At 54.6% G+C, this 23,143-nt stretch carries 15 protein-coding genes; 10 read left to right on the top strand and 5 right to left on the bottom strand.

What is annotated here, in order from left to right; translation table 11 throughout:
- Nucleotides 1-67 precede the first annotated feature (67 nt).
- Together pdeH and F3J40_RS23665 are read left to right on the top strand one after the other, a co-directional pair.
- Complete coding sequence (gene pdeH, locus F3J40_RS23670) at nucleotides 68-841, top strand: cyclic-guanylate-specific phosphodiesterase (protein WP_167018533.1); 774 nt, start codon at nucleotides 68-70, stop codon at nucleotides 839-841.
- Between the two features lie 57 nt (nucleotides 842-898).
- Entirely contained in the window at nucleotides 899-2,956 is a 2,058-nt protein-coding gene (locus F3J40_RS23665) for an AsmA family protein (RefSeq protein ID WP_167018531.1), read from the top strand.
- On the opposite strand, the gene ppiC is transcribed toward F3J40_RS23665, so the two are convergent.
- Nucleotides 2,957-3,238: a peptidylprolyl isomerase PpiC gene (ppiC, locus tag F3J40_RS23660; protein ID WP_017345707.1), complete on the bottom strand. Its 282-nt coding sequence runs from the start codon at nucleotides 3,236-3,238 to the stop codon at nucleotides 2,957-2,959. It lies immediately after the preceding gene.
- Nucleotides 3,239-3,310: 72 nt separating this feature from the next.
- Between ppiC and rep the strand changes: the two genes are divergently transcribed.
- The 3 genes from rep (at nucleotide 3,311) to F3J40_RS23645 (ending at nucleotide 8,933) form a co-directional block, all read left to right on the top strand.
- A complete protein-coding gene (gene rep / locus F3J40_RS23655; RefSeq protein WP_017345708.1) occupies nucleotides 3,311-5,332 on the top strand; it encodes a DNA helicase Rep in 2,022 nt (673 codons plus the stop codon).
- A 268-nt stretch (nucleotides 5,333-5,600) separates the two neighbouring features.
- The gene (locus F3J40_RS23650; RefSeq protein WP_167018529.1) at nucleotides 5,601-7,886 is read left to right on the top strand and encodes a TonB-dependent siderophore receptor; all 2,286 of its coding nucleotides are present in this window, start codon (nucleotides 5,601-5,603) and stop codon (nucleotides 7,884-7,886) included.
- 93 nt (nucleotides 7,887-7,979) lie between these two features.
- Nucleotides 7,980-8,933, top strand: coding sequence for an alpha/beta hydrolase (locus F3J40_RS23645; RefSeq protein WP_369410969.1), 954 nt, complete (start codon nucleotides 7,980-7,982; stop codon nucleotides 8,931-8,933).
- Between the two features lie 46 nt (nucleotides 8,934-8,979).
- On the opposite strand, the gene iroC is transcribed toward F3J40_RS23645, so the two are convergent.
- Both iroC and F3J40_RS23635 read right to left on the bottom strand, forming a co-directional pair.
- The gene (iroC, locus tag F3J40_RS23640; RefSeq protein WP_167018527.1) at nucleotides 8,980-12,639 is read right to left on the bottom strand and encodes a salmochelin/enterobactin export ABC transporter IroC; all 3,660 of its coding nucleotides are present in this window, start codon (nucleotides 12,637-12,639) and stop codon (nucleotides 8,980-8,982) included.
- A gap of 119 nt (nucleotides 12,640-12,758) precedes the next feature.
- Nucleotides 12,759-13,868, bottom strand: a complete 1,110-nt coding sequence (locus F3J40_RS23635) for a glycosyltransferase (RefSeq protein ID WP_167018525.1) — start codon at nucleotides 13,866-13,868, stop codon at nucleotides 12,759-12,761.
- Between the two features lie 733 nt (nucleotides 13,869-14,601).
- Between F3J40_RS23635 and F3J40_RS23630 the strand changes: the two genes are divergently transcribed.
- Nucleotides 14,602-15,849: an alpha/beta hydrolase-fold protein gene (locus F3J40_RS23630; RefSeq protein WP_167018523.1), complete on the top strand. Its 1,248-nt coding sequence runs from the start codon at nucleotides 14,602-14,604 to the stop codon at nucleotides 15,847-15,849.
- A gap of 31 nt (nucleotides 15,850-15,880) precedes the next feature.
- Here the strand turns inward: F3J40_RS23630 and gppA are convergent, their stop codons facing one another.
- A complete protein-coding gene (gene gppA, locus F3J40_RS23625) occupies nucleotides 15,881-17,365 on the bottom strand; it encodes a guanosine-5'-triphosphate,3'-diphosphate diphosphatase (protein WP_026042375.1) in 1,485 nt (494 codons plus the stop codon).
- 7 nt (nucleotides 17,366-17,372) lie between these two features.
- Entirely contained in the window at nucleotides 17,373-18,662 is a 1,290-nt protein-coding gene (gene rhlB, locus F3J40_RS23620) for an ATP-dependent RNA helicase RhlB (RefSeq protein WP_017345715.1), read from the bottom strand.
- A 117-nt stretch (nucleotides 18,663-18,779) separates the two neighbouring features.
- Here rhlB and trxA point away from each other — a divergent pair, with 117 nt between their 5' ends.
- From trxA to wzzE, 4 genes are all read left to right on the top strand, one after another.
- Nucleotides 18,780-19,112, top strand: a complete 333-nt coding sequence (gene trxA / locus F3J40_RS23615) for a thioredoxin TrxA (protein ID WP_167018521.1) — start codon at nucleotides 18,780-18,782, stop codon at nucleotides 19,110-19,112.
- Between the two features lie 349 nt (nucleotides 19,113-19,461).
- The gene (gene rho / locus F3J40_RS23610; RefSeq protein WP_017345717.1) at nucleotides 19,462-20,721 is read left to right on the top strand and encodes a transcription termination factor Rho; all 1,260 of its coding nucleotides are present in this window, start codon (nucleotides 19,462-19,464) and stop codon (nucleotides 20,719-20,721) included.
- Nucleotides 20,722-20,989: 268 nt separating this feature from the next.
- Entirely contained in the window at nucleotides 20,990-22,075 is a 1,086-nt protein-coding gene (wecA, locus tag F3J40_RS23605) for a UDP-N-acetylglucosamine--undecaprenyl-phosphate N-acetylglucosaminephosphotransferase (RefSeq protein ID WP_017345718.1), read from the top strand.
- Nucleotides 22,076-22,098: 23 nt separating this feature from the next.
- Complete coding sequence (gene wzzE, locus F3J40_RS23600) at nucleotides 22,099-23,142, top strand: ECA polysaccharide chain length modulation protein (RefSeq protein ID WP_167018519.1); 1,044 nt, start codon at nucleotides 22,099-22,101, stop codon at nucleotides 23,140-23,142.
- Nucleotide 23,143 lies beyond the last annotated feature (1 nt).

Below are 23,143 nucleotides of genomic sequence, written 5' to 3'. Positions count from 1 at the left end.
TGTAAAAACGCCGATACCTTCCGCTGGACCGCCGATTCAGGCTCTCGCCACTAACCAGGAAAAGACCATGGTGATGAAGGATTTTAGTCTCCGGCAACCCTCGTCAAATGACGATATACCACCGCAGGGCAGCGCGCGTTACTGGCAGCAATGCCAGCGGCTCTATACTTTCCAGCCGATATATCAGGTATCTGGCAAGCTGTTAGCCATTGAGCTATTAACGGCAGTCACCCATCCTGCCGCACCGGAGCAGCGTCTCTCTCCTGAGCACTATTTTGGCGCTTTAGAGATTGGCCAGCGGCTCGATGTCGTGTTTGATCAGCTGTCACAACTGGCGCAGTGGGGCGCTTTCTTCCGGGGCGGCGAGGTGGTGGCATCGGTCAACATTGACGGGCCAACCCTGATGGCGATTCAGGGGCATATGGCTATTCGCCGTTTGATTGCCCGGCTGCCGTGGGTACGTTTCGAATTGACCGAGCACCATGTGTTGCCACAGGAAGAGATGGTGGCGCAGATGCCGGAACTCGGCCCGCTGTGGCTGGATGACTTTGGCTCAGGCATGGCTAACTTCTCCGCCCTGACGGAGCTGAAATATGACTACATCAAGCTGTCGCGTGAGCTTTTCATCCTGCTGCGCAAGACTGAAGAGGGACGTAACCTGTTTTCTATGCTCCTGGCGCTGATCAACCGTTATTGCAATGGCGTGATTGTTGAAGGGGTCGAAACGGAAGAAGAGTGGCAGATGGTACGTGCTTCACCCGCGATGGCGGCACAGGGTTATTTCTTCTCACGACCGGTTCCGTTCTCGGAGTTAACCCGGCTAGCGATGCAGCTCCCCTGACCATTGCCGCTCTCTCGTCTATCTTTAAACAGACAGAACAAGGCGAGGAGAGGTGCAATGTCGCGGACGAGGAAGATTTTCAGCTGGATCATCGGGATTTTTTTGTTGCTGGTTGTGGTGATTGTGGTTTTCATCGCCACATTTGACTGGAATCGCCTGAAGCCAACCATCAACCAAAAAGTCTCCGCTGAGCTAAATCGCCAGTTTGCCATTCGCGGCGATCTCGGCGTTGCCTGGGAACGTCACCGTGATGAACCTGGCTGGCGTCAGTGGGTGCCGTGGCCGCATGTTCATGCGGAAGATATTGTGCTCGGTAATCCACCGGAGATTGGCGAGGTGACGATGGTGCATCTGGAACGTGTCGATGCCACGCTTGCGCCACTGGCACTGCTGCATAAGCAGGTCTATTTACCCTGGATCAAGCTGCAACAGCCGGATGCGCGTCTGATTCAAACCGCAGATAAAAAAAATAACTGGACCTTCACCCTTGCCAGCAGCGGCGATGCTAAGGCGTCTGCACCTTCTGCATGGAGTTTCCGTCTGGATAATATTCTGTTCGACCAGGGTGTTATTCGCTATCGCGATGCAATCAACAAAGCGGATGTGACGGTAAAAGTAAATCCGCTTGGGAAACCCGTGCCTTATGCCCAGGTTGCCGGAGGGGACGATCAGCAAAAGGGCGCGGGTGATTTCGTGTTTGGCTGGCAGGCTCAGGGGCGCTACAACAACCAGCCGCTGAGCGGCAGCGGTAAAATTGGCGGAATGCTGTCGTTACGCAGCCAGACTACGCCATTCCCGGTGCAGGCCGATGTGCGCAATGGCACCACCCGTGTGCAGTTGAGCGGTGGGGTGCAAGACCCGTTGAATCTCGGCGGTTTGAATGTCCGCCTCCGTTTCTCCGGTGATACGCTGGCAAACCTGTATGGCTTAACCGGCGTATTGCTGCCTGATACTCCGCCTTACGAAACCGATGGGCACCTGATCGCCAAATTTACCGGCAAAAATGGCCCGGTATTCCAGTACCAGAAATTTAACGGCCATATTGGTGACAGCGATATTCACGGCTCATTGACCTACAGCCAGGTAAAACCGCGCCCCACGCTCACCGGTGAACTGAGTTCGCAACAGTTACGTATGGCTGACCTTGGTCCACTGATCGGGGTTAACTCCGGCAAAGGGAGCGAAAAAACCGAGCAGGCCAAGGCGCAGCGTGGCGAGAGAAGTACTCAACCCGCAGACCGCGTCTTGCCGCATGATAAGTTTGATACCAAAAGCTGGCAGGTGATGGATGCGGATGTGAAGTTCAGCGGCAAGCGCATTGAACACAGCAATTCGCTGCCGTTAAGCGATCTTTATACCCATTTACAGCTAAAAAATGGCGATTTACGCCTCGACCCGCTGCGCTTTGGTATGGCAGGTGGGACGTTAAACAGCACGATTCATCTGGAGGGTGATCGTAGCCCAATGCGTGGACAGGCGGAATTGCACGTGCGCAAACTGCAACTGCGTCAGCTATTCCCTGATGTGCAGGCAATGCAAAAAAGCCTTGGGCAGATCAACGGAGATGCCAGCCTGAGCGGCAACGGTAACTCCGTTGCTGACCTGCTTGGCACCAGTAACGGCAGCATGAAACTGCTGATGAACGACGGCCTGATCAGCCGCAGCCTGATGGAAATTGCCGGGCTAAATGTCGGTAACTATCTGGTGGGGAAACTGTTTGGGGATGATGAGGTACGGATTAACTGCGCAGCCACCGATGTGAAACTGCAAAACGGGCTGGCAACGCCAAACCTGTTTGTGTTCGACACGGAAAATGCCGTGATTAACATCAGCGGCACTGCCAACTTCGCCAGCGAACGGCTCGATCTCTCCATCGATCCAGAGAGCAAAGGCATTCGTATTGTCACCCTGCGTTCGCCACTCTATGTGCGTGGCACGTTTAAAAATCCGGATGCGGGGGTGAAAGCTGGGCCACTGATTGCCCGTGGTGCGGCGGCTGTGGCGTTGGGTGCGGTAGTCGCACCGGCTGCCGCCCTGCTCGCGCTGATCTCTCCTAGCGACAGTGACGACAACCAGTGCAGCAAGATACTGCAACAGATGAAAAGCCAGCGCTAATCAGTTGCGGTACAGCACCTTGATGATGTGATAACCAAAGGCGGTTTTCACCGGTCCAAATGGCGTGATTAACGGACAGGTGAAGACCGCTTTATCAAACGCTGGCACCATTTGTCCCTGACGGAACTCACCCAGATCGCCGCCGTTGCGGCCTGAAGGGCAGGTAGAGTGCTTTTTGGCTAATTCCTGGAAGTTAGCCCCTTTTGCCAACTGTGCTAACAGGTCGTTAGCCTGTGCTTCCTCTTTCACCAGGATGTGTAAAGCCGCTGCGGTTTTCGCCATGATAAATCTCTCTCGTGTATACTGAGCCGCTATTATCCCACTCCTTTCCCCGATTATTGAGCGATTTCTGTTATGCGTTTAAACCCAGGCCAACAGCGTGCCGTTGAATTTGTTACCGGGCCATGTCTGGTGCTGGCTGGAGCCGGTTCCGGCAAGACACGCGTAATCACCAATAAAATCGCCCATCTGATCCGGGAGTGCGGCTATCAGGCGCGTCATATTGCGGCCGTGACCTTTACCAACAAAGCGTCGCGCGAGATGAAAGAGCGTGTGGCGCAGACGCTGGGACGTAAAGAGGCGCGTGGCCTGCTGATCTCCACCTTCCACACCCTGGGTCTGGAGATCATCAAGCGTGAAACCGCCGCGCTGGGGATGAAATCTAACTTTTCCCTGTTTGACGATCAGGACCAGCTTGGCCTGCTCAAAGAGCTGACCAAAACCTGGCTGGAAGAAGATAAGACGCTGCTACAGCAGCTGATTTCCACCATCTCCAACTGGAAAAATGACCTGATCGATCCGCCGGGCGCTGCGGCGCTGGCACGTTCCGAACGGGATAATATTTTTGCGCACTGCTACGCGCTGTACGACCAGCATCTGAAAGCCTGTAACGTGCTGGATTTCGACGATCTGATCCTGCTGCCCACGCTGCTGCTGCAACGTAATGAAGCGGTGCGTGAACGCTGGCAACAGCGTATTCGCTACCTGTTAGTGGATGAATATCAGGACACCAACACCAGCCAGTATGAGTTAGTAAAGCTCCTGGTGGGCAGCCGCGCGCGTTTTACCGTGGTAGGCGATGATGACCAGTCGATCTACTCATGGCGCGGTGCGCGACCGCAAAACCTGGTGTTATTGCAGCAGGATTTTCCCGCGCTGGAAGTGGTGAAACTGGAACAGAATTACCGCTCTTCCCAGCGTATTCTGAAAGCGGCCAATATCCTTATTGCCAATAATCCGCACGTGTTTGAGAAACGGCTGTTCTCCGAGCTGGGCCTGGGGAACGAGCTGAAAGTGATCACCGCGAACAATGAAGATCATGAAGCGGAGCGCGTCACCGGCGAGCTGATTGCCCACCACTTCATGAACAAAACCCAGTACAAGGATTACGCGATTCTCTATCGCGGCAACCACCAGTCGCGGGTGTTCGAAAAGCTGCTGATGCAGAACCGCATTCCTTATCGTATCTCTGGCGGGACGTCGTTCTTCTCCCGCCCGGAGATTAAAGATCTGCTGGCCTATCTGCGCGTTCTGACTAACCCCGATGATGACAGTGCCTTTTTGCGTATTGTGAATACGCCACGGCGTGAAATCGGCCCGGCAACGCTGCAAAAGCTGGGAGAGTGGGCCAACCTGCGCAACAAAAGTTTGTTTAACAGCAGCTTTGATGTGGGACTGGGACAAACCCTGACCGGACGTGGACTGGAACACCTGCAGCGTTTCACGCACTGGATGCAGGAAGTGATGCAACTGGCGGAACGCGAGCCGGTGAGCGCGGTGCGCGATCTGATTCGCGGGATTGATTACGAAAGCTGGCTGTATGAAACCTCAACCAGCACCAAAGCGGCCGAAATGCGCATGAAAAACGTCAATCTGCTGTTCCAGTGGATGACGGAGATGCTGGAAGGCAGCGATCTGGAAGAGCCGATGACGCTGACTCAGGTGGTCACGCGCTTTACGCTGCGCGACATGATGGAACGTGGCGAGAGTGACGAAGATATGGATCAGGTCCAGCTGATGACGCTGCATGCCTCCAAGGGGCTGGAGTTCCCTTACGTCTATCTGGTGGGGATGGAAGAGGGGCTGCTGCCACACCAAAGCAGTATTGATGAGAACAATATTGAAGAAGAGCGGCGTCTGGCTTATGTGGGCATTACCCGCGCGCAGAAAGAGCTGACGTTTACGCTGTGCCGCGAGCGTCGACAATATGGCGAGCTGATTCGCCCTGAGCCAAGCCGCTTCCTGATGGAGCTGCCACAGGATGATGTGAGCTGGGAAACGGAACGCAAAGTGGTGAGCGCTGAGGAGCGCATGAAAACCGGCCAGAGCCGGGTTGCCGGCCTCCGTGCGATGCTGGATAAAGCCAAAAAAAGCTGATCTGTCAGCGCGCCTGATTAACCGTGGCCTTTTCCTGAAATAAACCGTAATGCAAATTTACGCCAGGCTGATATTTGTAATTACGGGCAGGGAAAGGCGCGGCATCCTGATGATTTAATTCACTAAAATTTATGTCTTTTTCTCACGCCGCCAGTGAAAAAACAGCGGTGCGCCAAGTTGTCGAAAAAAGCCGCATTGTAATTAATAATCATTCGCAATAGAGTGCATCTCCTCTGTTTTAGCACTTTCACCACGGAAGGCGATTCCAATGATTAGGCAGATGTTCAAGCTCTCACTGTTGAGTTCTCTGGTTGCGGGCAGCCTCGCAATACCCGCTGTTCAGGCGGCGGATTCCAGCCAGAAACCCACGACGAAGCAGCCAGAAAAGCCGCAAACCCAGCAGCCCATGGCGCTGTCAGATAAGAAGAGCAGCAGTGATAACACGCTGTTAGTCACCGCTCGTGAGCAAACCTTACAGGCTCCCGGCGTTTCCATCATCGACAGCGAAGCGATAAAAAAGCATCCGATTCAGCGCGATGTGGCGGAGATTATTCGCACCATGCCCGGCGTGAACCTGACCGGCAACTCCAGCAGCGGGCAGCGTGGCAATAATCGTCAGATTGATATTCGCGGCATGGGACCGGAAAACACCTTGATTCTGGTGGATGGCATGCCTGTTAGCAGCCGTAACTCCGTGCGATATGGCTGGCGTGGCGAGCGTGATACCCGTGGTGACAGCAACTGGGTGCCGCCAGAAATGATTGACCGCATTGAAGTGATCCGTGGACCGGCAGCGGCGCTGTACGGTAACGGAGCGATGGGCGGCGTCGTGAATATCATCACCAAGCCCACCACCCAGGCGTGGCACGGTAATTTTAACAGCTACTACAATGTGCCGGAGCATAAGCAGGAAGGGGCAACCAAGCGCTATAACGCCAGTATTGGTGGTGCCTTAACCGATAATCTCACTATGCGGATTTACGGCAACTGGAGTAAAACCCAGGCCGACGGACAAAATATTAATGACGGCCATTCAGCTGAGCGCACCGGTAAATATGCCGGTATGGTGCCAGCCGGACGAGAGGGCGTGATTAATAAAAATATTAACAGCGTGCTGCGCTGGGAATTTCTGCCGCGCCAGGCGCTGGAGCTGGATGCCGGATATAGCCGCCAGGGCAACCTGTATGCCGGAGATACGCAAAATACCAACAGCAGCACGTTAGTCAAAGAGAACTACGGTAAAGAAACCAATATTATTTATCGCCAGACGCTGTCGTTGAAATATACCGGTGCATGGGATAACGGCGTTACCACCAATAATTACATCCAGTTTGAAAAAACCCGCAACACGCGCCTGAACGAAGGCTTGTCTGGCGGCCTGGAGGGCTTATTCAGCAGCACGGATGAAGGGTTCTCCACCATCGTGCTGAATGACACCAACCTGCATTCAGACGTGAATATTCCGCTGGATTTTGGTGTTAATCAGACGCTGACCTTCGGGGCGGAGATGAATCATCAGTCGATGAAGGATCCCGCCTCCAATACGGTGACCACCACCTCTGATGTGCCAGGCGCGGCCAGTAGCGATCGCAGTAAATACAGTTCAGCAGACATCTACGGCTTCTATACCGAAGATAATATGGATCTGACCGATACCACGCGTCTGACGCCGGGGCTGCGCTTCAACTATCAGACCCTGTCCGGCAGCAACTGGAGCCCGGCGCTGAATCTTTCTCAGGATCTGGGCAGTGACTTCACGCTGAAGCTCGGAATTGCTCGAGCGTGGAAAGCGCCTAACCTCTATCAGACTAACCCCAATTACCTGCTCTACAGCAGCGGTAACGGCTGCTATGACACCGGCAGCAGCTGCTATCTGCAAGGGAATAAGGATCTGAAAGCGGAGACCAGCGTTAACAAAGAGATCGGTATTGAGTACAACCATGCAGGCGTACAGGCTGGCCTGACCTGGTATCGCAATGACTACCGCAACAAGATTTCGGCGGGTACCTCCTCTGTGTACGACAACGGCACCTCCAACGTGTATCAGTGGACCAATGTGCCAAAAGCGGTGATTCAGGGGCTGGAAGGGACGTTTAATTTCCCTCTCAGCGACAGCCTGACGATGAACAACAACTTTACCTACATCATTGATGATGAGAACAAAAGCACCGGGGATTACCTGACGCTGATCCCGAAATTTACCATCAATTCAACGCTCGACTGGCAGGCGACAGAGGCGCTGGCGGTGCAGGGCACCATGACCTGGTATGGTAAGCAGAGGGCTAATCGCTATGAGGCCAGCGGCGCGAAAACCTCCGGCAGTGAAACCTGGGCAGTGCAGCCTTATGCGGTGTTTGGCGTCAGTGCGGTGTACAGCATTAACAAGGATGTGGATCTGACCGCAGGGATTGATAACCTGTTAGACGAGCGCCACTTCCGTGAAGGCAACTCGTTGACCTCCGGCTCCAGCGGGACTTATGCCTACGGCGCTGGTGCGCGTACCTATAATGAGTCGGGCCGCACGTATTATATGGAACTGGGTCTGCATTTCTGATTGATCGAAAGCAGGCAACAGGCTGTAGGGAGACGCTCTCCCCGCAGCCTGTTTTGCGTTCTGAACCGCAGCACTATCAGGGAGAATAAGGCAGTGAGAGAGAGGTTATTCCGCAGTAAGACCCTGCGCCTGGCGCTACAGCTGAGTGTATTTACCGCTTCACTTTTCGCGACGGGTAGCAGTTTTGCCCGGCCGGATATGACCCCGCTGGGGCCCAATATCGCAGACAAAGGCTCTGCGTTTTACCATTTCACTGTGAACACCTTTGACTCCGTAGACGGTCAGCGCCACTACAAAGTCTGGACCGCGATCCCGGACAAACCCGCGCCAGCGGCAGGCTATCCCCTGTTGTATATGCTGGATGGCAATGCCGTGATGGATCGCCTTTCCGATAGTCTCCTGCAAAAGCTGTCCCAACAAAATCCGCCGGTATTGGTGGTGGTGGGGTATCAGACCGATGAGCCTTTTGCCCTGAGCGCGCGTGCCTATGATGATACGCCGCCCGTCAATATGGCTGGCAGCCTGTGCCAACAGCAGGCGACGCGTGGAAGGCCCTGCGGTGGCGGTCTGATTTTCCGTCAGCTGTTAGAGCAGACCATTGCGCCGCAGGCGGAAAAAGGGCTGAAGATTGACAGCCATCAGCGCGGGATCTGGGGACATTCGCTGGGTGGCCTGTATGTGCTGGATAGCTGGCGCAGCTCCAGTCTGTTTAATCGCTACTATGCGACGAGCCCGTCCCTGAACCGTGATTACATCGGGATGCTGGATGAGATGACGCAAATTGATCCGCATAAAGTGTGCCATAAGCAGCTGATCTTTATGGAAGGTAGCCCGATTCCAGGCAAGAACAAAGCGGGTGCGGTGGCGGATGCCGTCAGCCGGGTACATGCCACCCTACCGGCGTTGCGCAGCCGTGGCCTGGCCGTGGCAGACTGGTCGTTCCCTGAGTTGAACCATGGCGAGATGTTTAACGCCGGTTTCCAGCGTGCGCTGTTTGATATGGCAGCACCGGACAAAACGTTGCCTGCGGCAAACTGCCCGCCTTAAGGGATAAAAGGCGTGGCACCGGTTGCGCCACGCCTTTTCCATCAGATTATACCGCTAGCGTTGCGGCATCTTTATCAGCACCTGCGCCGTTGCTGTCCCGCCATAACCTGGCATACAGGCCGTTGGCTTGCAGCAATTCATCATGCGTACCGTATTCACTGATCTGGCCACGATCCAGCACCGCAATCGCATCGCAGCGGCAGGCGGTGGTGAGTCGGTGTGCCACGACCAGCGCAGTACGCCCGTGCTGATGGGCTCCGGTAATCAATGAATTCAGCACCGTCTCTTCGGAGGCGCGATCCAGCCGCGAGGTGGCTTCGTCGAGCAGCATCACGTGTGCGTTTGCCAACTGCGCCCGCGCCAGAGCCAGTAACTGACGCTTACCGGCAGGTAAGTCGGCACCGCCATTGTTGACCGGCGTCGAGAAACCTTGCGGCAAGGCGCGCACCGTATCCAGTAACCCCGCCTGACGTGCGGCATTCTCTACCTCCGCGTTGCTGCTTTCTGGCCGCGCATAGCGAATGTTGCCGGCGATATCACCGCTGAACAACGCGACTTCCTGCTCTACCAGCCCAATTTGGGCCCGGTAATCTGCCAGCGGCAGATCGCTAATGGCACGCTCGCCAATGCGAATCTTGCCCTCGGTCAGGGGATAGAGACCAGAAAGGAGCTTGATCAGGGTGGATTTCCCCGCGCCGCTGCGCCCGACAATCGCCACGACCGAACCGGCAGGTATCGACAGATTCAGCTGATTCAGTGCGGGCTCGTTGCTGCCGGGATAGTGATAGCTAATCTGCTCCAGTGTCAGCCCGCCTTGCAGAACGTGACTGCGAGCCTGCGGCGCAGGATCAAGGTTCTCTGTGCCTGGCGTTGCCAACAGCTCATCAATATGACGGGCACTGGCTGAGGCCTGCTGGTAGGAGTCCACAATACCCGAGAGCGTTTGCACCGGACCGTAAAACTGCCCCAACAGCAGGAAGAAGGCGGCCAGCACACCTGCGGTCATCTGCCCTTCGGCAACACGAGAGGCGCCAACCAGCAGCACCACTGCGTAAGCGGCTTCGGTACAGAAGGTGAGGAAGGGGAAGTAAACCGCGAGATACTTCTGTGCTTTCACCCGCGTAGCGCGGAAACGATCGGACAGGGTGCGCAGTTTTGCTGCTTCTGCCCCTTGTTGTCCGTGCGACTGCACCACGCGCAGACCAGAGACTTTTTCCTGTAGTGTGCTGTTAACTTTGCCGATTTCTACTCGTGCCTGTGCATACGCCGGTGAACTAAGGCGACGGTAGATCAGCGTCGCGATGATCACTACCGGGATGCCACCCAGCGCCACCAGCGCCAGCACCGGGTCGAGCCAGAACATCGCGACGGCAATCGCCACCATGGTGATCAGGCTGGTGGCAGTACCGGCAAGGCCATTCTGTAAAAAACGCGCCAGCGCGTCGACATCCACCGTCATGCGGGTCAGGCGGCTATCGACATTTTTCTCATGGTAAGGCAAACCAAGGCGCAGTAACTGGCCGAAGCTGCGCAAACGAACCGTGTGTTGCACGCTTTCGGCGGCGCGGGTTGACACCACGGTTTGCAGCGAATAGCAGCACCAACTGACAACCATCAGACCCAGTGCCAGCGCGGCACAGCTGATGATAGTGGTGAGATCGCCCGCAGAGACGCCACTGTCGATGCCCCGTTTCAGCAGCAGCAGAACGCCAACGCTGGAAGCGGAATCCAGGGCGATGAGCAGCGCAGCGACGATGAACATCCAGCTCACCGGCCGGAGCAGTGACGCAACGCGGCGGCCTTTACCTGCCAGCGCAGCCTGCACTGCCGGTTCAGGCACTTCGCTCATGCGATCGCGGAAGCCCGCTGCTGCGGGTGCCGTCTTCTCCTGCGCGGGTTGGGTTGACGCCGTCGGCCACAGGTCGATAACGCTCTCCTGCGGCTTTTCGAGGAATTCGCCGCTGCCTGACATCAGGGCGCGGAATGTCGGACAGCGCTGTTCCAGCTCCGCCTGGCTGCCGATATCCACAATGCGCCCCTGTTCCAGTACCACAATTTTACTGGCCAGTTGCAGGGTTGAACGGCGGCGGGCAATCACCAGTAGCATGTGCTGCTCATCGGCATAGCGCCCCAGTGCCGCGTTGATTTCGGACTCGGTGCCAGCATCGACGGCGGAAGTGGTGTCATCCAGAATCAGCAGGTTAGGGGCAGTTAACAGCGCTCGCGCCAGGGCGATACGCTGACGCTGCCCGCCGGAAAGATTACTGGCGCGCTCTGTCAGTGGCGTTTTAAACCCTTTCGGCAAGGCCGAGATAAACCCCGTTGCGCCCGCGGCATCTGCCGCGGCCTGAATACTCTGTTCGGTGGCTTCGGGATGGCCATAGGCGATATTCTCTGCCACGGTCCCTGCAAACAGGAAGGTATCCTCAAAGACCACACCCACGCGACGGCGCAGGGCATCTAAACGCAGATCGGCCAGATTTTGCTGGCCCTGGTTGGTATCCAACAGCAAGCGTCCGCTGGTGGGATCATAGAAACGTGCCAGCAGCATCAACAGGGTAGATTTACCCGAACCAGAGGCACCCACCACGGCGAGCGTTTCGCCCGCCTGGATGGAGAACGAGATATCCTGCAAGACCTCTTTTTTTCCGCCGCTGTAGTGGAAGCCTACCTGCTCCAGCGTCAGGCCGGTGACCTGACCGGCGACAGTTTGCGTGCCATCCTGCATTTGCGGTTGGGTATCGATCAGGGTGAAAACCCGTTCCACCGAAGCGCGGGTGCGTTGCACAATCACCAGATAGGAAGCCAGTACGCGGGTTGGGCCGGTCAGCATGGCGAGGAAGCTGGCAAAGGCCACAAAGGTGCCGAGATCGATGCGCCCGTTCATGACGGACCAGCCGCCAAAGCTTAACAGGACGATCTGGCCCAGTATCGGCAGTGCCAGCATGGTTGCACCTGGCATCGCTTGCGAAATTGCGGCACCGATGCGCACGCGCACAATGCGACGTGACTGGCGATCGAGCCATTTCAACTCGCGCAGTTCCGCCACGCAGGATTTCACAATGGAGATCTGTTGCAGTACCTCGCGCATGTGTTCGGTCATCTGCGCCAGATTGTCTGAGGCCTGGCCCATCTGGGCAAAGACCCGGCGGCGGGCATGCAGCGCGGTATAGGCCAGTGCGGCGAGCACGGCAATCACGATCACCGTCATAGAAGGTGACATCCACAGCATGACACCGAGGCCAACAACATAATAGGTCAGTACCGCCAGCGGGACCGGGCTCATCTGCATCATGATATGCATCTGTTGCAGATCGCTGTTGGTCCGTGAGATCACCTGGCCGGTGCGCAGGGCATCCTGGCCGGCACCGTCGAGGTTTTGAATACTGTCAAAGGCGCGGCCACGCAGGGTGTGCTGCACCCAGAGCGACAGCTCTCCGGCATAGCCGCGACGCACATAGTTGCCGATAAAATCGAACAGGGCGATGAGCAACAAGCCCGCCGCCAGCCACGGGAGTTGAGCCGGATTACCGGCCATTGCATCGTTAACTGCCTGGCGTGTCAGGAGCGGTGTTAAGGCGGCGAAAAGAATCGTCGAGACGGAAGCCAGCACCACAATCAGGCTTAACTTCTTTCGTTCCCAGCAAACGCCAGCCAGGCGAACCATCCAGGAGCGCGTAGGCGGTTGAGATTGAGCAGTGGGCATTAAGCCTCCTTTTCTGCAAGCAAACGATGCCTGCTAAGTCGCAGGCATCAAGTTAAAAAGGTGAGGCGCAGGCGGGCGGTGAGTTCCTTTCCCGCTACAGCGCTGCGCAATCACGGGTCTTACTTCACCAGGGCAACCAACTGTTCGGCGACTTTGGCGGGCGTAGCCTGTGCCGCCATTTCTGCTGCTACCTGCTGTGAGGAGATGCGCAGCGCGTCGCTACTCAGGAAGCTGTTGATCAAATCACTGGTTAATCCCTGCTCTCCCGGCACGATACCGCAGCCGCGATCAACCACCGCCTGAGCATTCACCGGGCGGTCTGCACCCTGGCCAAAGACGATCTGAGGAATGCCAGCATGCAGCGCCGTTAGCGTATTGCCCGCCCCGCCGTGATGGATAAAGCCATCTGCGCCGTTCAGGAAGGCACCCATAGGGATCCAATCCACCAGCCGCACATTGGTGGGCAGGTTTCTCAGTTCCGCTCGTGCATTGGCATTAAGGTGCAGGATGATTTCGGCATCCACTTCGTGCGCCGAATCCATGACCCAGGAGATCAGGTCCAGCCCGTCTACCATGGGTTTGACGGTACCGAGGCTTACCAGCAGGCGCTTTTGTCCCGGCGTCCGGTCCCACCATTTTTCCCATACGGCACCGCCGTTGTAGGGCACGTACTGCATCGGGATAATCGGCTCGCCGTCATTTTCCGTGATGCTCATGCTGGGGGGCGTTACATCAATCCACGCCAGATCGCGCGGTGTTTCCGTCACGCCATGGCGTGCATAGGCCTCGGAGAGGGATTTGGTTACCCCTTTCACGTGCCAGGGTTTATGGGCAAAACCCACGGTTTGCATCACGACGGGAATGTTGTATTTCGCCGCAATCAGGGGACCAACCACACCCAATGGCGGATAGACGATGAGATCGGGCTTCCACTCACCGGCAAAATCCATCAGCCGGTCAGCCATCTCCTCACTAAAAAAGGAGAAATTGCCCATTTTAGTCCCGACGTTTTTTTCCTTACGAAGGTTTTCGCGACGGCGATAGTCCGCTTCTGAGTCGAAGCCGGGTGCCGCATCAAACGTGACCAGGCCCGCTTCAGCCGCTTTTTGGGCGAACTTTCCGGCGCTGGCAATAACCACTTCATGCCCGTTGGCGCGAAAGCCTTGGGCGAGGGAGAGCACAGGGTACAACAGACCATAAAGGGGTGGGCCTACAAACAGAATACGCATGAGAAAATCCCTCTCCTGCCATAAGTGATGAAACCCCCTGTTCCAGACGAATAAGGGATCCCCTGTCGGGCGACCATATGGAGCTTATCGGTGCTGTATCCTCTGTAAGGTGCTGGGATATTGTATTCAGAACCTGATCGCCGTTATTAACGTAAGCTATTTATTCCATTGTCAGATGTGCGCAACAAATATAAAAGACAGTACTTCCCTGTGAATGATGTGTGCTACACATCCGCCAGGAAATAACGGTACAAATTATATTGTTATATATTTTAGGAATTTCCTCAGGTTATACGCTGTAGAGAGTGAATATCTACATGCCACCCTTTTTGCATGAATAATCCTGTGATATAGCGCATCCCTTCTGTTACAGGAACAGAAGTTTACGATGGATATAGTTACGGTAAAGAATAACTCACACTCTTAGTATTTCAGCACGCAGCAGTGCTGCGATTAACCTGAAAGGAAATCGAATGAGAGTTATATGCCTGAAGCCCGGCATTGAGCTTCGATAAATACGCTAGCACAGGAAATGATGAGGTGTAAAATATATATTAATAGTTGTAATGTAACATTTGTAAATTAACCCATGTAATTACTCTGGTTACTCAGTAGTGCTATTTTTTTTGTGGTTTTTATCATTTCTGGAATTATTTGAATTTCTGATATAGGTTATTATCCATTGATTAAATCATTGCAGAAATAACCCTGTTTATATTATGGATTGCCAGAAATGAGAAACGCGCCACTTTTATCTTCCCACGATGCCACCGCACGCATTTGTCAGCAACTGGCCGCGCGAAGCGTAAACGACGTTGCTCAGTTTTGGCAGGATGTCGCGCGGGTGGACGTGCCGTTAATCGCCCCTAACGGCCCCTCAGAGGAGGTACGTGAAGTCACATTTCTCTGGCGATCCGCAGCGTCGCTACAAGGGGTTTATGTTTTTTTAAATCGCATCACCGACAAACAGCAAGTGGCCAAGGGCATGATGTCGCAGATCCCCGGCAGCGATATCTGGACGCTGACGCTGCATCTCCCGGCAACCTATCGTGGCACTTATACCCTGACAGAGATCCCGCTCGACACGCCATCAGACGTGATTGCCCAGTTGGGTGGGCGGCATACGCCGTTTGTCGGTCAGTTTGATCCCCTGAATAAACGGGCGCATATCAACGTACGGGGTCAGGCGCAGGAGTCTATTCTGGCGCTGGATCGCGCACCGGAGCAGGCTGAATGGCACGATGCACCGAATGCCCATCGCGGCATGTTGGTGACCTCCTGGCAGCAGGTGGCTGGAAAACAGCGGCGCGTGCGCCTGTATCTACCGGATGTCGCCAGTTCAACCCCGTTGGGGTTGCTGGTGCTGACCGACAGTGAAAAATGGATTGACCACGTGGGCGTGCTGGGGGCGCTGGATAGCGCGTACGACAGTGGCCGTATCGGCGCTACAGCCGTGCTGGGGATTGATAATCTGGATGATAGCGATCGTGCCACCTTACTCGGTGGCGATCCTGCTTTGGTACGGGAGCTTGCGCAGCGTCTGATACCCCAGGTGTGGGCCGATCATCCCGATCGACTCTGGGCAGGGCGCAGTAAAACGATCCTTGCGGGACAGAGCCTCGGTGGTGTCACTGCGCTGTTGGCCGCCCTGTATGCGCCAGAGGTGTTTGGTTGTGTGCTCAGCCACTCTCCTTCACTGTGGTGGACGCCAGACAAGGGGCGGCGACCGCTGATGTTCAGCGAGAAAGACGCGTCATGGGTGAGCGAACATGTGCTGGCGAGGGTGCCACAGACGGTGCGAGTCCAGCTGTGCGTAGGATCACTGGAAGGCGTGATGGTGCCACATGTTGAGCAACTCTATCAACGGCTGCAAGCGGCAGGCGTAGAGAGTGATTTGACGATTTACACCGGCGGGCATGATTTTGCCTGGTGGCGCGGCGCACTGTTGGACGGGCTGGCAGCGTTAGAAAAGCCGCTTTAAGCCCGACCACAGTTCACTTTACTGCGACGGTTCAGGAAATGGTCAGTAACCAGTGTACATAGGACTGGTAGTGGCTCTCCTGATCCAGCAGCTCTGCCCGCAGCGGATGTGCTTCCAGCCAGCCAGCCGGTAATGTGACGTGTAGCGTTTCATCATCGGCGTTGAGGCGAACGGCGGGTAGCGTATCGTCGCGACGGCGGCTGGAGAAAATAATCGCCAGTCGAAGTAGACGGCACAAACGTTCTGCCTGACGTGGCGGCAACGCATTTTGCTGAGTGAGTAGCGCCAGGTCGATATTGCCGCTTTGGTTTTGCAGCAGACAGGCGAGCAGTTTTTTCTGTGCGGGAGTAAAACCAGGCAAATCGAGATAGCGAATCAGATAGGCAGCGTGCTGAGGGGCTTGACGGAAATCAACGCTCAGGCCAATTTCGTGCAACATACAGGCGCTGAGGAGCAGATCCCGACATCGACGATCCAGCTTCCACGGCGTGCTCACCTGGCGGAAAAAGCTCTCTGCCAATTGGTGAACGCGTGAAGCTTGCTCGCTATCAATGCTGAAACGGCGCTGGACGTTGGCTAACGTACGGCTACGGATATCGCGATCGATAGGGAGATGCAACATGCCGTAAACCAGCCCTTCCCGCAGGGCTCCACCGGCGAGCGTCATGCTTTCGATGTTCAGCTCCTGGAAAATAGCGATCAGAATCGACAGCCCGCTCGGGAACACCAGCGCACGCTCTAATGTCAGCCCTTCAATTTCCAGCTCTTCCAGTTTGCCGCATTGAATCGCCCGTTGCTTCAGCTGTTGCAGCTTACTCAACGTAATGCGTTCGTCCATGCCCTGTGCAACCATGATCTCTTGCAGTGCCTGGACGGTGCCGGATGCACCCACGCACACATCCCAGTGCTGCTCACGCAAGCGCGAGACGACCGGGGCAATCATTGCCCGTGCGGCCTCTTCAGCCTGAGCAAAATTCTCTTTTGCCAGATGGCGATCGCTAAAGTAGCGCTCCAGCCAGGTGACACAGCCCATGGAAAGGCTAAACAGCACCGAGGCGTGGGCACCATCTCCCGTTGCCAGTTCTGTACTGCCTCCGCCGATATCCACCACCAGGCGTTTATCGGAACCGCCGGTTGTGTGGGCTACGCCCTGATAAATCAGGCGAGCTTCTTCCTCACCGCTGATGACGTTAATGTCACAGCCAAGAATTTCTCGTGCGGCACTGAGGAAGGTTTCGGCGTTGGTTGCCAGCCGCAGTGTGGCGGTTGCCACCACGCGAATCTGTTCGGGGGGAATATCTTGTAACTGCTCAGAAAACAGCCGTAAACATTGCCAGCCGCGCGCCATTGCTTCCGCAGAGAGCTGACTACTCTTATCCAGACCGGCCGCCAGGCGAACTTTACGTTTAATTCGCGCGACAGTCTGGATACTTCCGGACACTTCGCGCACCACCAACATATGAAAGCTGTTTGAGCCTAAATCAATCGCAGCATAAAGTGACGATGCGCTTAGCATAGTAGAGTTAACTCGGGCGTTTACGGTTATTGTTGCGCGGAGCTCCGCGACGGTTCGCGTTATTACCACTACGGCGTGGGCCGTTAGAGCGGTTACGCGTCAGGCGTTTCGGTGGCGGCAGATCGCTCATCAGGGCATCACTGTTGTACTTGCTCACCGGAATGCTGTGCCCGATATACTCTTCAATGGCTGGCAGATTCAGCGCGTACTCTTCACACGCAAGGCTGATTGAGTGACCACTTGCCCCGGCGCGGCCGGTACGTCCGATACGGTGAACGTAATCTTCACGGTCATCCGGCAGGTCGTAGTTGAAGACGTGTGTTACCGCAGGAATATGCAGACCACGTGCCGCGACATCGGTTGCGACCAGAATATCGACATCACCTTTGGTGAAGTCATCAAGAATGCGCAGACGTTTCTTCTGAGCGACGTCCCCGGTCAGTAACCCGACGCGGTGACCATCAGCGGCCAAGTGGCCCCAGATATCTTCACAGCGGTGTTTGGTGTTAGCGAACACGATTGCGCGATCGGGCCACTCTTCTTCCAACAGGGTCTGTAACAGACGCATTTTCTCTTCATTGGAAGGGTAGAACAGCTCTTCTTTGATGCGGTGGCCGGTTTTTTGCTCAGGTTCCACTTCCACATACTCGGCGTTGTTCATGTGCTCGAACGCCAGTTCGCGTACACGCCAGGAGAGGGTGGCAGAGAACAACATGCTGAGACGCTGCGTTGCCGGAGGCATGCGGCGGAACAACCAACGGATATCTTTAATAAAGCCGAGATCGAACATGCGATCGGCTTCATCTAATACGATGACCTGAATGGCACCGAGGTTGATGTGATTCTGTTTGGCGTAATCAATCAGACGTCCGGTGGTGCCCACCAGAATATCTACGCCACTTTCGAGCACTTTAAGCTGTTTGTCATAGCCATCGCCACCATAAGCGAGGCCGAGTTTCAGTCCGGTAGCTTGCGCCAGCGGTTCTGCATCAGCATGGATCTGCACCGCCAGTTCGCGGGTTGGAGCCATAATTAAAGCGCGTGGCTGATTCACCTGACGCCCTTCAGGCGCAGGATGAGAGAGAAGATGATGAAACGTTGACGTCAAAAACGCCATCGTTTTCCCGGTACCGGTTTGCGCCTGACCCGCAACGTCACGCGCAGCAAGCGTGATTGGCAGTGCTAACGCCTGAATAGGCGTACAGTTATGAAATCCTTTTTTATCAAGGGCTTCCACTACTTTTGCGTGCAGGGCGAAGTCGGAAAACTTCTGTTCGGTTAAGTGTGTTTTGCTCATAGTGTGGTAGAATATCAGCTTAGTATCGCTTTACGAAAGCGTATCCAATGAAATAAAGTCAAGCAACGTTGGTAAAATTTACGCCAATTCGCCAGGCATAATCTTGTGGAGTTAAACATGAGCAGCGATAAAATTGTTCACCTGTCCGATGACCGCTTCGAAGCCGAAGTTCTGAAAGCTGAAGGTGTAACACTGGTCGACTTCTGGGCTGAGTGGTGTGGTCCTTGCAAAATGATCGCCCCTATCCTTGATGAAGTTGCTGAAGAGTACGAAGGTAAGCTTTCTGTTACTAAGCTGAACATCGATGAGAACCCGGCAACTGCACCTAAGTACGGCATCCGTGGTATTCCTACCCTGCTGCTGTTCAAAGGCGGTGAAGTCATCGCAACTAAAGTTGGCGCCCTGTCTAAAGGCCAGCTGAAAGATTTCCTGAACGCCAACCTGGCTTAATCTGCCGGGCTAACGTCTGGTGATAGCGATTTTTTTCGCCATCACTAGACGTTCCTACTATAGCGTGCTAAGTTACTTTTACTGCCATACGCACTTACCTGTAGTTAGCATCTAAAGCATTCCTTTGTTAAACCGGACAACGCGAAAGATACGTGACGTGTTTGACAATCTGACGGTTAGCATCTTTATAGGCACACCGTTTCTATCGTCTCTTCGGTTCCAGTCGCTTACGTCTGACGATGTTCGTCGAGAAGACCAGAAACAGCGCCATTAACAGGCATGGATTTCGCGCCATACCATTCCACGAAAAACATTTCGAGAATTACCCCGAGTTTAAGAACCCATCACTATGAATCTTACCGAATTAAAGAACACGCCGGTTTCTGAGCTGATTACCCTCGGCGAAAATATGGGGCTGGAAAACCAGGCGCGTATGCGCAAGCAGGATATTATTTTCTCAATCCTGAAGCAGCATGCGAAAAGTGGCGAAGACATCTTCGGTGATGGTGTGCTGGAGATACTACAGGACGGTTTTGGCTTCCTCCGTTCTGGAGACAGCTCTTACCTCGCCGGTCCTGATGATATCTACGTTTCTCCTAGCCAAATCCGCCGTTTTAACCTCCGCACTGGTGACACCATCTCTGGTAAAATCCGCCCGCCAAAAGAAGGTGAGCGTTATTTTGCCCTGCTGAAGGTTAATGAAGTCAACTACGACAAGCCGGAAAACTCGCGCAATAAAATTCTGTTTGAAAACCTGACGCCACTGCATGCAAATAATCGTATGCGTATGGAGCGCGGGAACGGTTCAACAGAAGATCTGACCGCTCGCGTACTGGATCTGGCAGCGCCAATTGGTCGTGGTCAGCGTGGTCTGATCGTGGCCCCGCCAAAAGCGGGTAAAACCATGCTGCTGCAAAACATTGCGCAGAGCATTGCCTATAACTACCCAGACTGCGTACTGATGGTACTGCTGATTGACGAACGTCCGGAAGAAGTGACCGAGATGCAGCGTCTGGTGAAAGGCGAAGTTATCGCATCTACTTTCGATGAGCCTGCGTCTCGCCACGTTCAGGTTGCAGAAATGGTGATTGAGAAGGCTAAGCGCCTGGTTGAGCATAAGAAAGACGTTATCATCCTGCTCGACTCCATCACCCGTCTGGCGCGTGCCTACAACACCGTAGTGCCTGCCTCTGGTAAGGTTCTGACCGGTGGTGTTGATGCTAACGCCCTGCACCGTCCAAAACGCTTCTTCGGTGCTGCACGTAACGTAGAAGAGGGTGGCAGCCTGACCATTATCGCCACCGCGCTGGTTGATACGGGTTCGAAAATGGATGAAGTGATTTACGAAGAATTTAAAGGTACAGGTAACATGGAACTGCACCTGTCTCGTAAAATCGCCGAAAAACGTGTCTTCCCGGCTATCGACTACAACCGCTCTGGTACCCGTAAAGAAGAGCTGTTGACCTCCCAGGAAGAGCTGCAGAAGATGTGGATCCTGCGCAAAATCATCCATCCAATGGGTGAAATCGACGCGATGGAGTTCCTCATCAATAAGTTGGCGATGACCAAAACCAACGACGACTTCTTCGATATGATGAAGCGTTCCTGATTCGGAATTAACTCAGCACATGCTCTGAGTGTAAATCTGACAGTAAATTGACTTAACGCCACGTCTTAACGTGGCGTTTTTCATTGGTGGACTATAGGATTAACGCTGACAGGAGAATTTATAAAGACTGTAACAGAATAGGGTGAAAAATAAGCAATTGATCCCCTCTGGCGCAGAATTCGGACTCTGGATAAGCGGCAAGCTGCCGGACTTTGCCTATTATTATCCATAATCAGAGCTGAGAGCGTTTAATGTGAATTTACTCACGATGAGTACTGAATTGGGCTTAACGTTCCTTTTTTCGTTAGTGTTTCTGTTTTTTGCCCGCAAAGCTGCCAAAAAAATTGGGCTTGTTGATACCCCCAACTCGCGTAAGCGACATAATGGGGCTATTCCGCTTGTCGGCGGCATCTCGGTCTATGCCGGGATCTGTTTCACATTTGCGTTTACCAACTACTACATTCCCCACGTCACGCTCTACCTGATTTGCTCCGGGCTGCTGGTGCTGGTGGGTGCGCTGGACGACCGCTTTGATATCAGCGTAAAAATTCGCGCTGTGGCGCAGGCGGTGGTAGCCATTGCGATGATGGTCGGGGCGAAACTCTATCTGCTAAGCCTCGGCTTTATCATCGGCCCGGTGGAATTGATCGTCGGGCCTTTTGGCTACGCCTTGACGCTGTTTGCCGTTTGGGCGGCGATCAACGCCTTCAATATGGTGGATGGGATTGATGGCCTGCTGGGTGGACTCTCTTCCGTTACTTTTGCGGCCATGGGCATTATTCTCTACTTCGATGGGCAGTACAGCCTGGCAATGTGGTGCTTTGCCATGATCGCCGCCACAATTCCCTACATTTTGCTTAATCTTGGTTTCCTGGGACGTCGCTATAAAGTGTTTATGGGCGATGCAGGCAGCACCATGATTGGCTTCACCATTATCTGGATCTTGCTGGAGACAACACAGGGGCTAAGCCACCCGATTACACCAGTGACGGCGTTGTGGTTGATTGCCATTCCGTTAATGGACATGGTCGCCATCATGTATCGCCGCTTGCGTAAGGGCATGAGTCCGTTTTCCGCCGATCGGCAGCATATTCACCACCTTATTATGCGCGCGGGCTTTACCTCTCGTCAGGCGTTTGTCCTGATCACCGTAGCAGCAGCGCTGTTGGCGGGGATCGGTGTGCTGGGTGAGTACCTCGCGTTTATTCCGGAATGGGTGATGCTGGTGCTGTTTTTGGGTGCCTTCATGCTGTACGGCTATTGCATCAAGCACGCATGGCGCGTTGCTCGTCTCATCCGTCGTCTTAAACGACGCCTGAATCATGCCAATGGTATGAAGAAAAAATTACCCTAAAAATTCCTGAAAAGGATGAAGTGATGACCTCTGTGGATGTAGAAAACGAACTGGATATTCGTGGCTTGTGCTGTGCACTGTGGCGCGGAAAATTATGGATTGTGGCGTTGGCAGTGCTGTTTGCTTTTGTCGCCTGGAGTGCGACGCTGTTTATGAAACAGGCATGGAGTACGACGGCGACAACCGATCGTCCCACGGTAAATATGTTAGGTAATTACTATGGGCAGCAGCAGTTCCTGAATAATCTGGATGCACGCAGCAATACGTTAAGCCTGAGCACACCTGCTCCGACTATCATGGATGAGGTGTATCAGGAGTTCATTACCCAGCTTGCTTCGTGGGATACACGGCGTGATTTCTGGTTGCAGACCGACTACTACAAAAGCCGTAAGTCGGGCAATAACCACAAAGATGCGGCACTGCTGAATGAGTTAATCAGCAACATTATCTACACGCCAGCCGATGCGGCACATAACACGCGGGATAACATCAAGCTGGTGGCGGAGTCTGCAACCGACGCGAATAACCTGCTGCGACAGTATATTGCCTGGTCCAGCGAGCGGGCGGCTCGTCATCTGAATGATGAGCTAAACGGTGCGTGGCAAGCCAGAAGTGCGCTGTTGCAGTCGCAGGTGGAACGCCAGGATCGCGTAGCCCAGGCGGTATTTCAGCGGCGGGAACATCTGCTTGAACAGGCCGTAAAAATTGCCAGTCAGCAGGGGATCCGCGAAAACCGTAGCGGAACAGCACAGCTGAGTGATGATGACCTGTTCATGCTGGGTGAACCGGCTCTGCGGGCACAGCTTGAAGCGTTGCAGGCCAGTGGGCCTGATTACGATATCTCTTATGATCAGAACCGGGCGATGCTGGCTTCACTTCAGGCCGGTTCAGGACTGGATAAACTGTTCCAGACCTATCGCTACTTGCGCACCCCCGAAGAGCCGGTGACCAGAGACAGTCCTCGCACCCTGTTTATGGCTATTTTATGGGGCGTTGTGGGTGCTCTGATCGGGTCTGGCGTTGCGCTGGCGCGCCGCGCGCGTTTTGTTTCCACCCCTCGTCGTTAAG

The sequence above is a fragment of the Candidatus Pantoea multigeneris genome (assembly GCF_011752615.1).
In the GTDB taxonomy this organism is placed as follows: domain Bacteria; phylum Pseudomonadota; class Gammaproteobacteria; order Enterobacterales; family Enterobacteriaceae; genus Pantoea; species Pantoea multigeneris.
This window is presented reverse-complemented; position numbering and strand designations above follow the sequence as displayed.

Coding starts and splice junctions, on each gene's coding strand:
- pdeH (WP_167018533.1), top strand. CDS start 68: ATGGTGATGAAGGATTTTAGTCTCCGGCAACCCTCGTCAAATGACGAT.
- F3J40_RS23665 (WP_167018531.1), top strand. CDS start 899: ATGTCGCGGACGAGGAAGATTTTCAGCTGGATCATCGGGATTTTTTTG.
- ppiC (WP_017345707.1), bottom strand. CDS start 3,238: ATGGCGAAAACCGCAGCGGCTTTACACATCCTGGTGAAAGAGGAAGCA.
- rep (WP_017345708.1), top strand. CDS start 3,311: ATGCGTTTAAACCCAGGCCAACAGCGTGCCGTTGAATTTGTTACCGGG.
- F3J40_RS23650 (WP_167018529.1), top strand. CDS start 5,601: ATGATTAGGCAGATGTTCAAGCTCTCACTGTTGAGTTCTCTGGTTGCG.
- iroC (WP_167018527.1), bottom strand. CDS start 12,639: ATGCCCACTGCTCAATCTCAACCGCCTACGCGCTCCTGGATGGTTCGC.
- F3J40_RS23635 (WP_167018525.1), bottom strand. CDS start 13,868: ATGCGTATTCTGTTTGTAGGCCCACCCCTTTATGGTCTGTTGTACCCT.
- F3J40_RS23630 (WP_167018523.1), top strand. CDS start 14,602: ATGAGAAACGCGCCACTTTTATCTTCCCACGATGCCACCGCACGCATT.
- gppA (WP_026042375.1), bottom strand. CDS start 17,365: ATGCTAAGCGCATCGTCACTTTATGCTGCGATTGATTTAGGCTCAAAC.
- rhlB (WP_017345715.1), bottom strand. CDS start 18,662: ATGAGCAAAACACACTTAACCGAACAGAAGTTTTCCGACTTCGCCCTG.
- trxA (WP_167018521.1), top strand. CDS start 18,780: ATGAGCAGCGATAAAATTGTTCACCTGTCCGATGACCGCTTCGAAGCC.
- rho (WP_017345717.1), top strand. CDS start 19,462: ATGAATCTTACCGAATTAAAGAACACGCCGGTTTCTGAGCTGATTACC.
- wecA (WP_017345718.1), top strand. CDS start 20,990: ATGAGTACTGAATTGGGCTTAACGTTCCTTTTTTCGTTAGTGTTTCTG.
- wzzE (WP_167018519.1), top strand. CDS start 22,099: ATGACCTCTGTGGATGTAGAAAACGAACTGGATATTCGTGGCTTGTGC.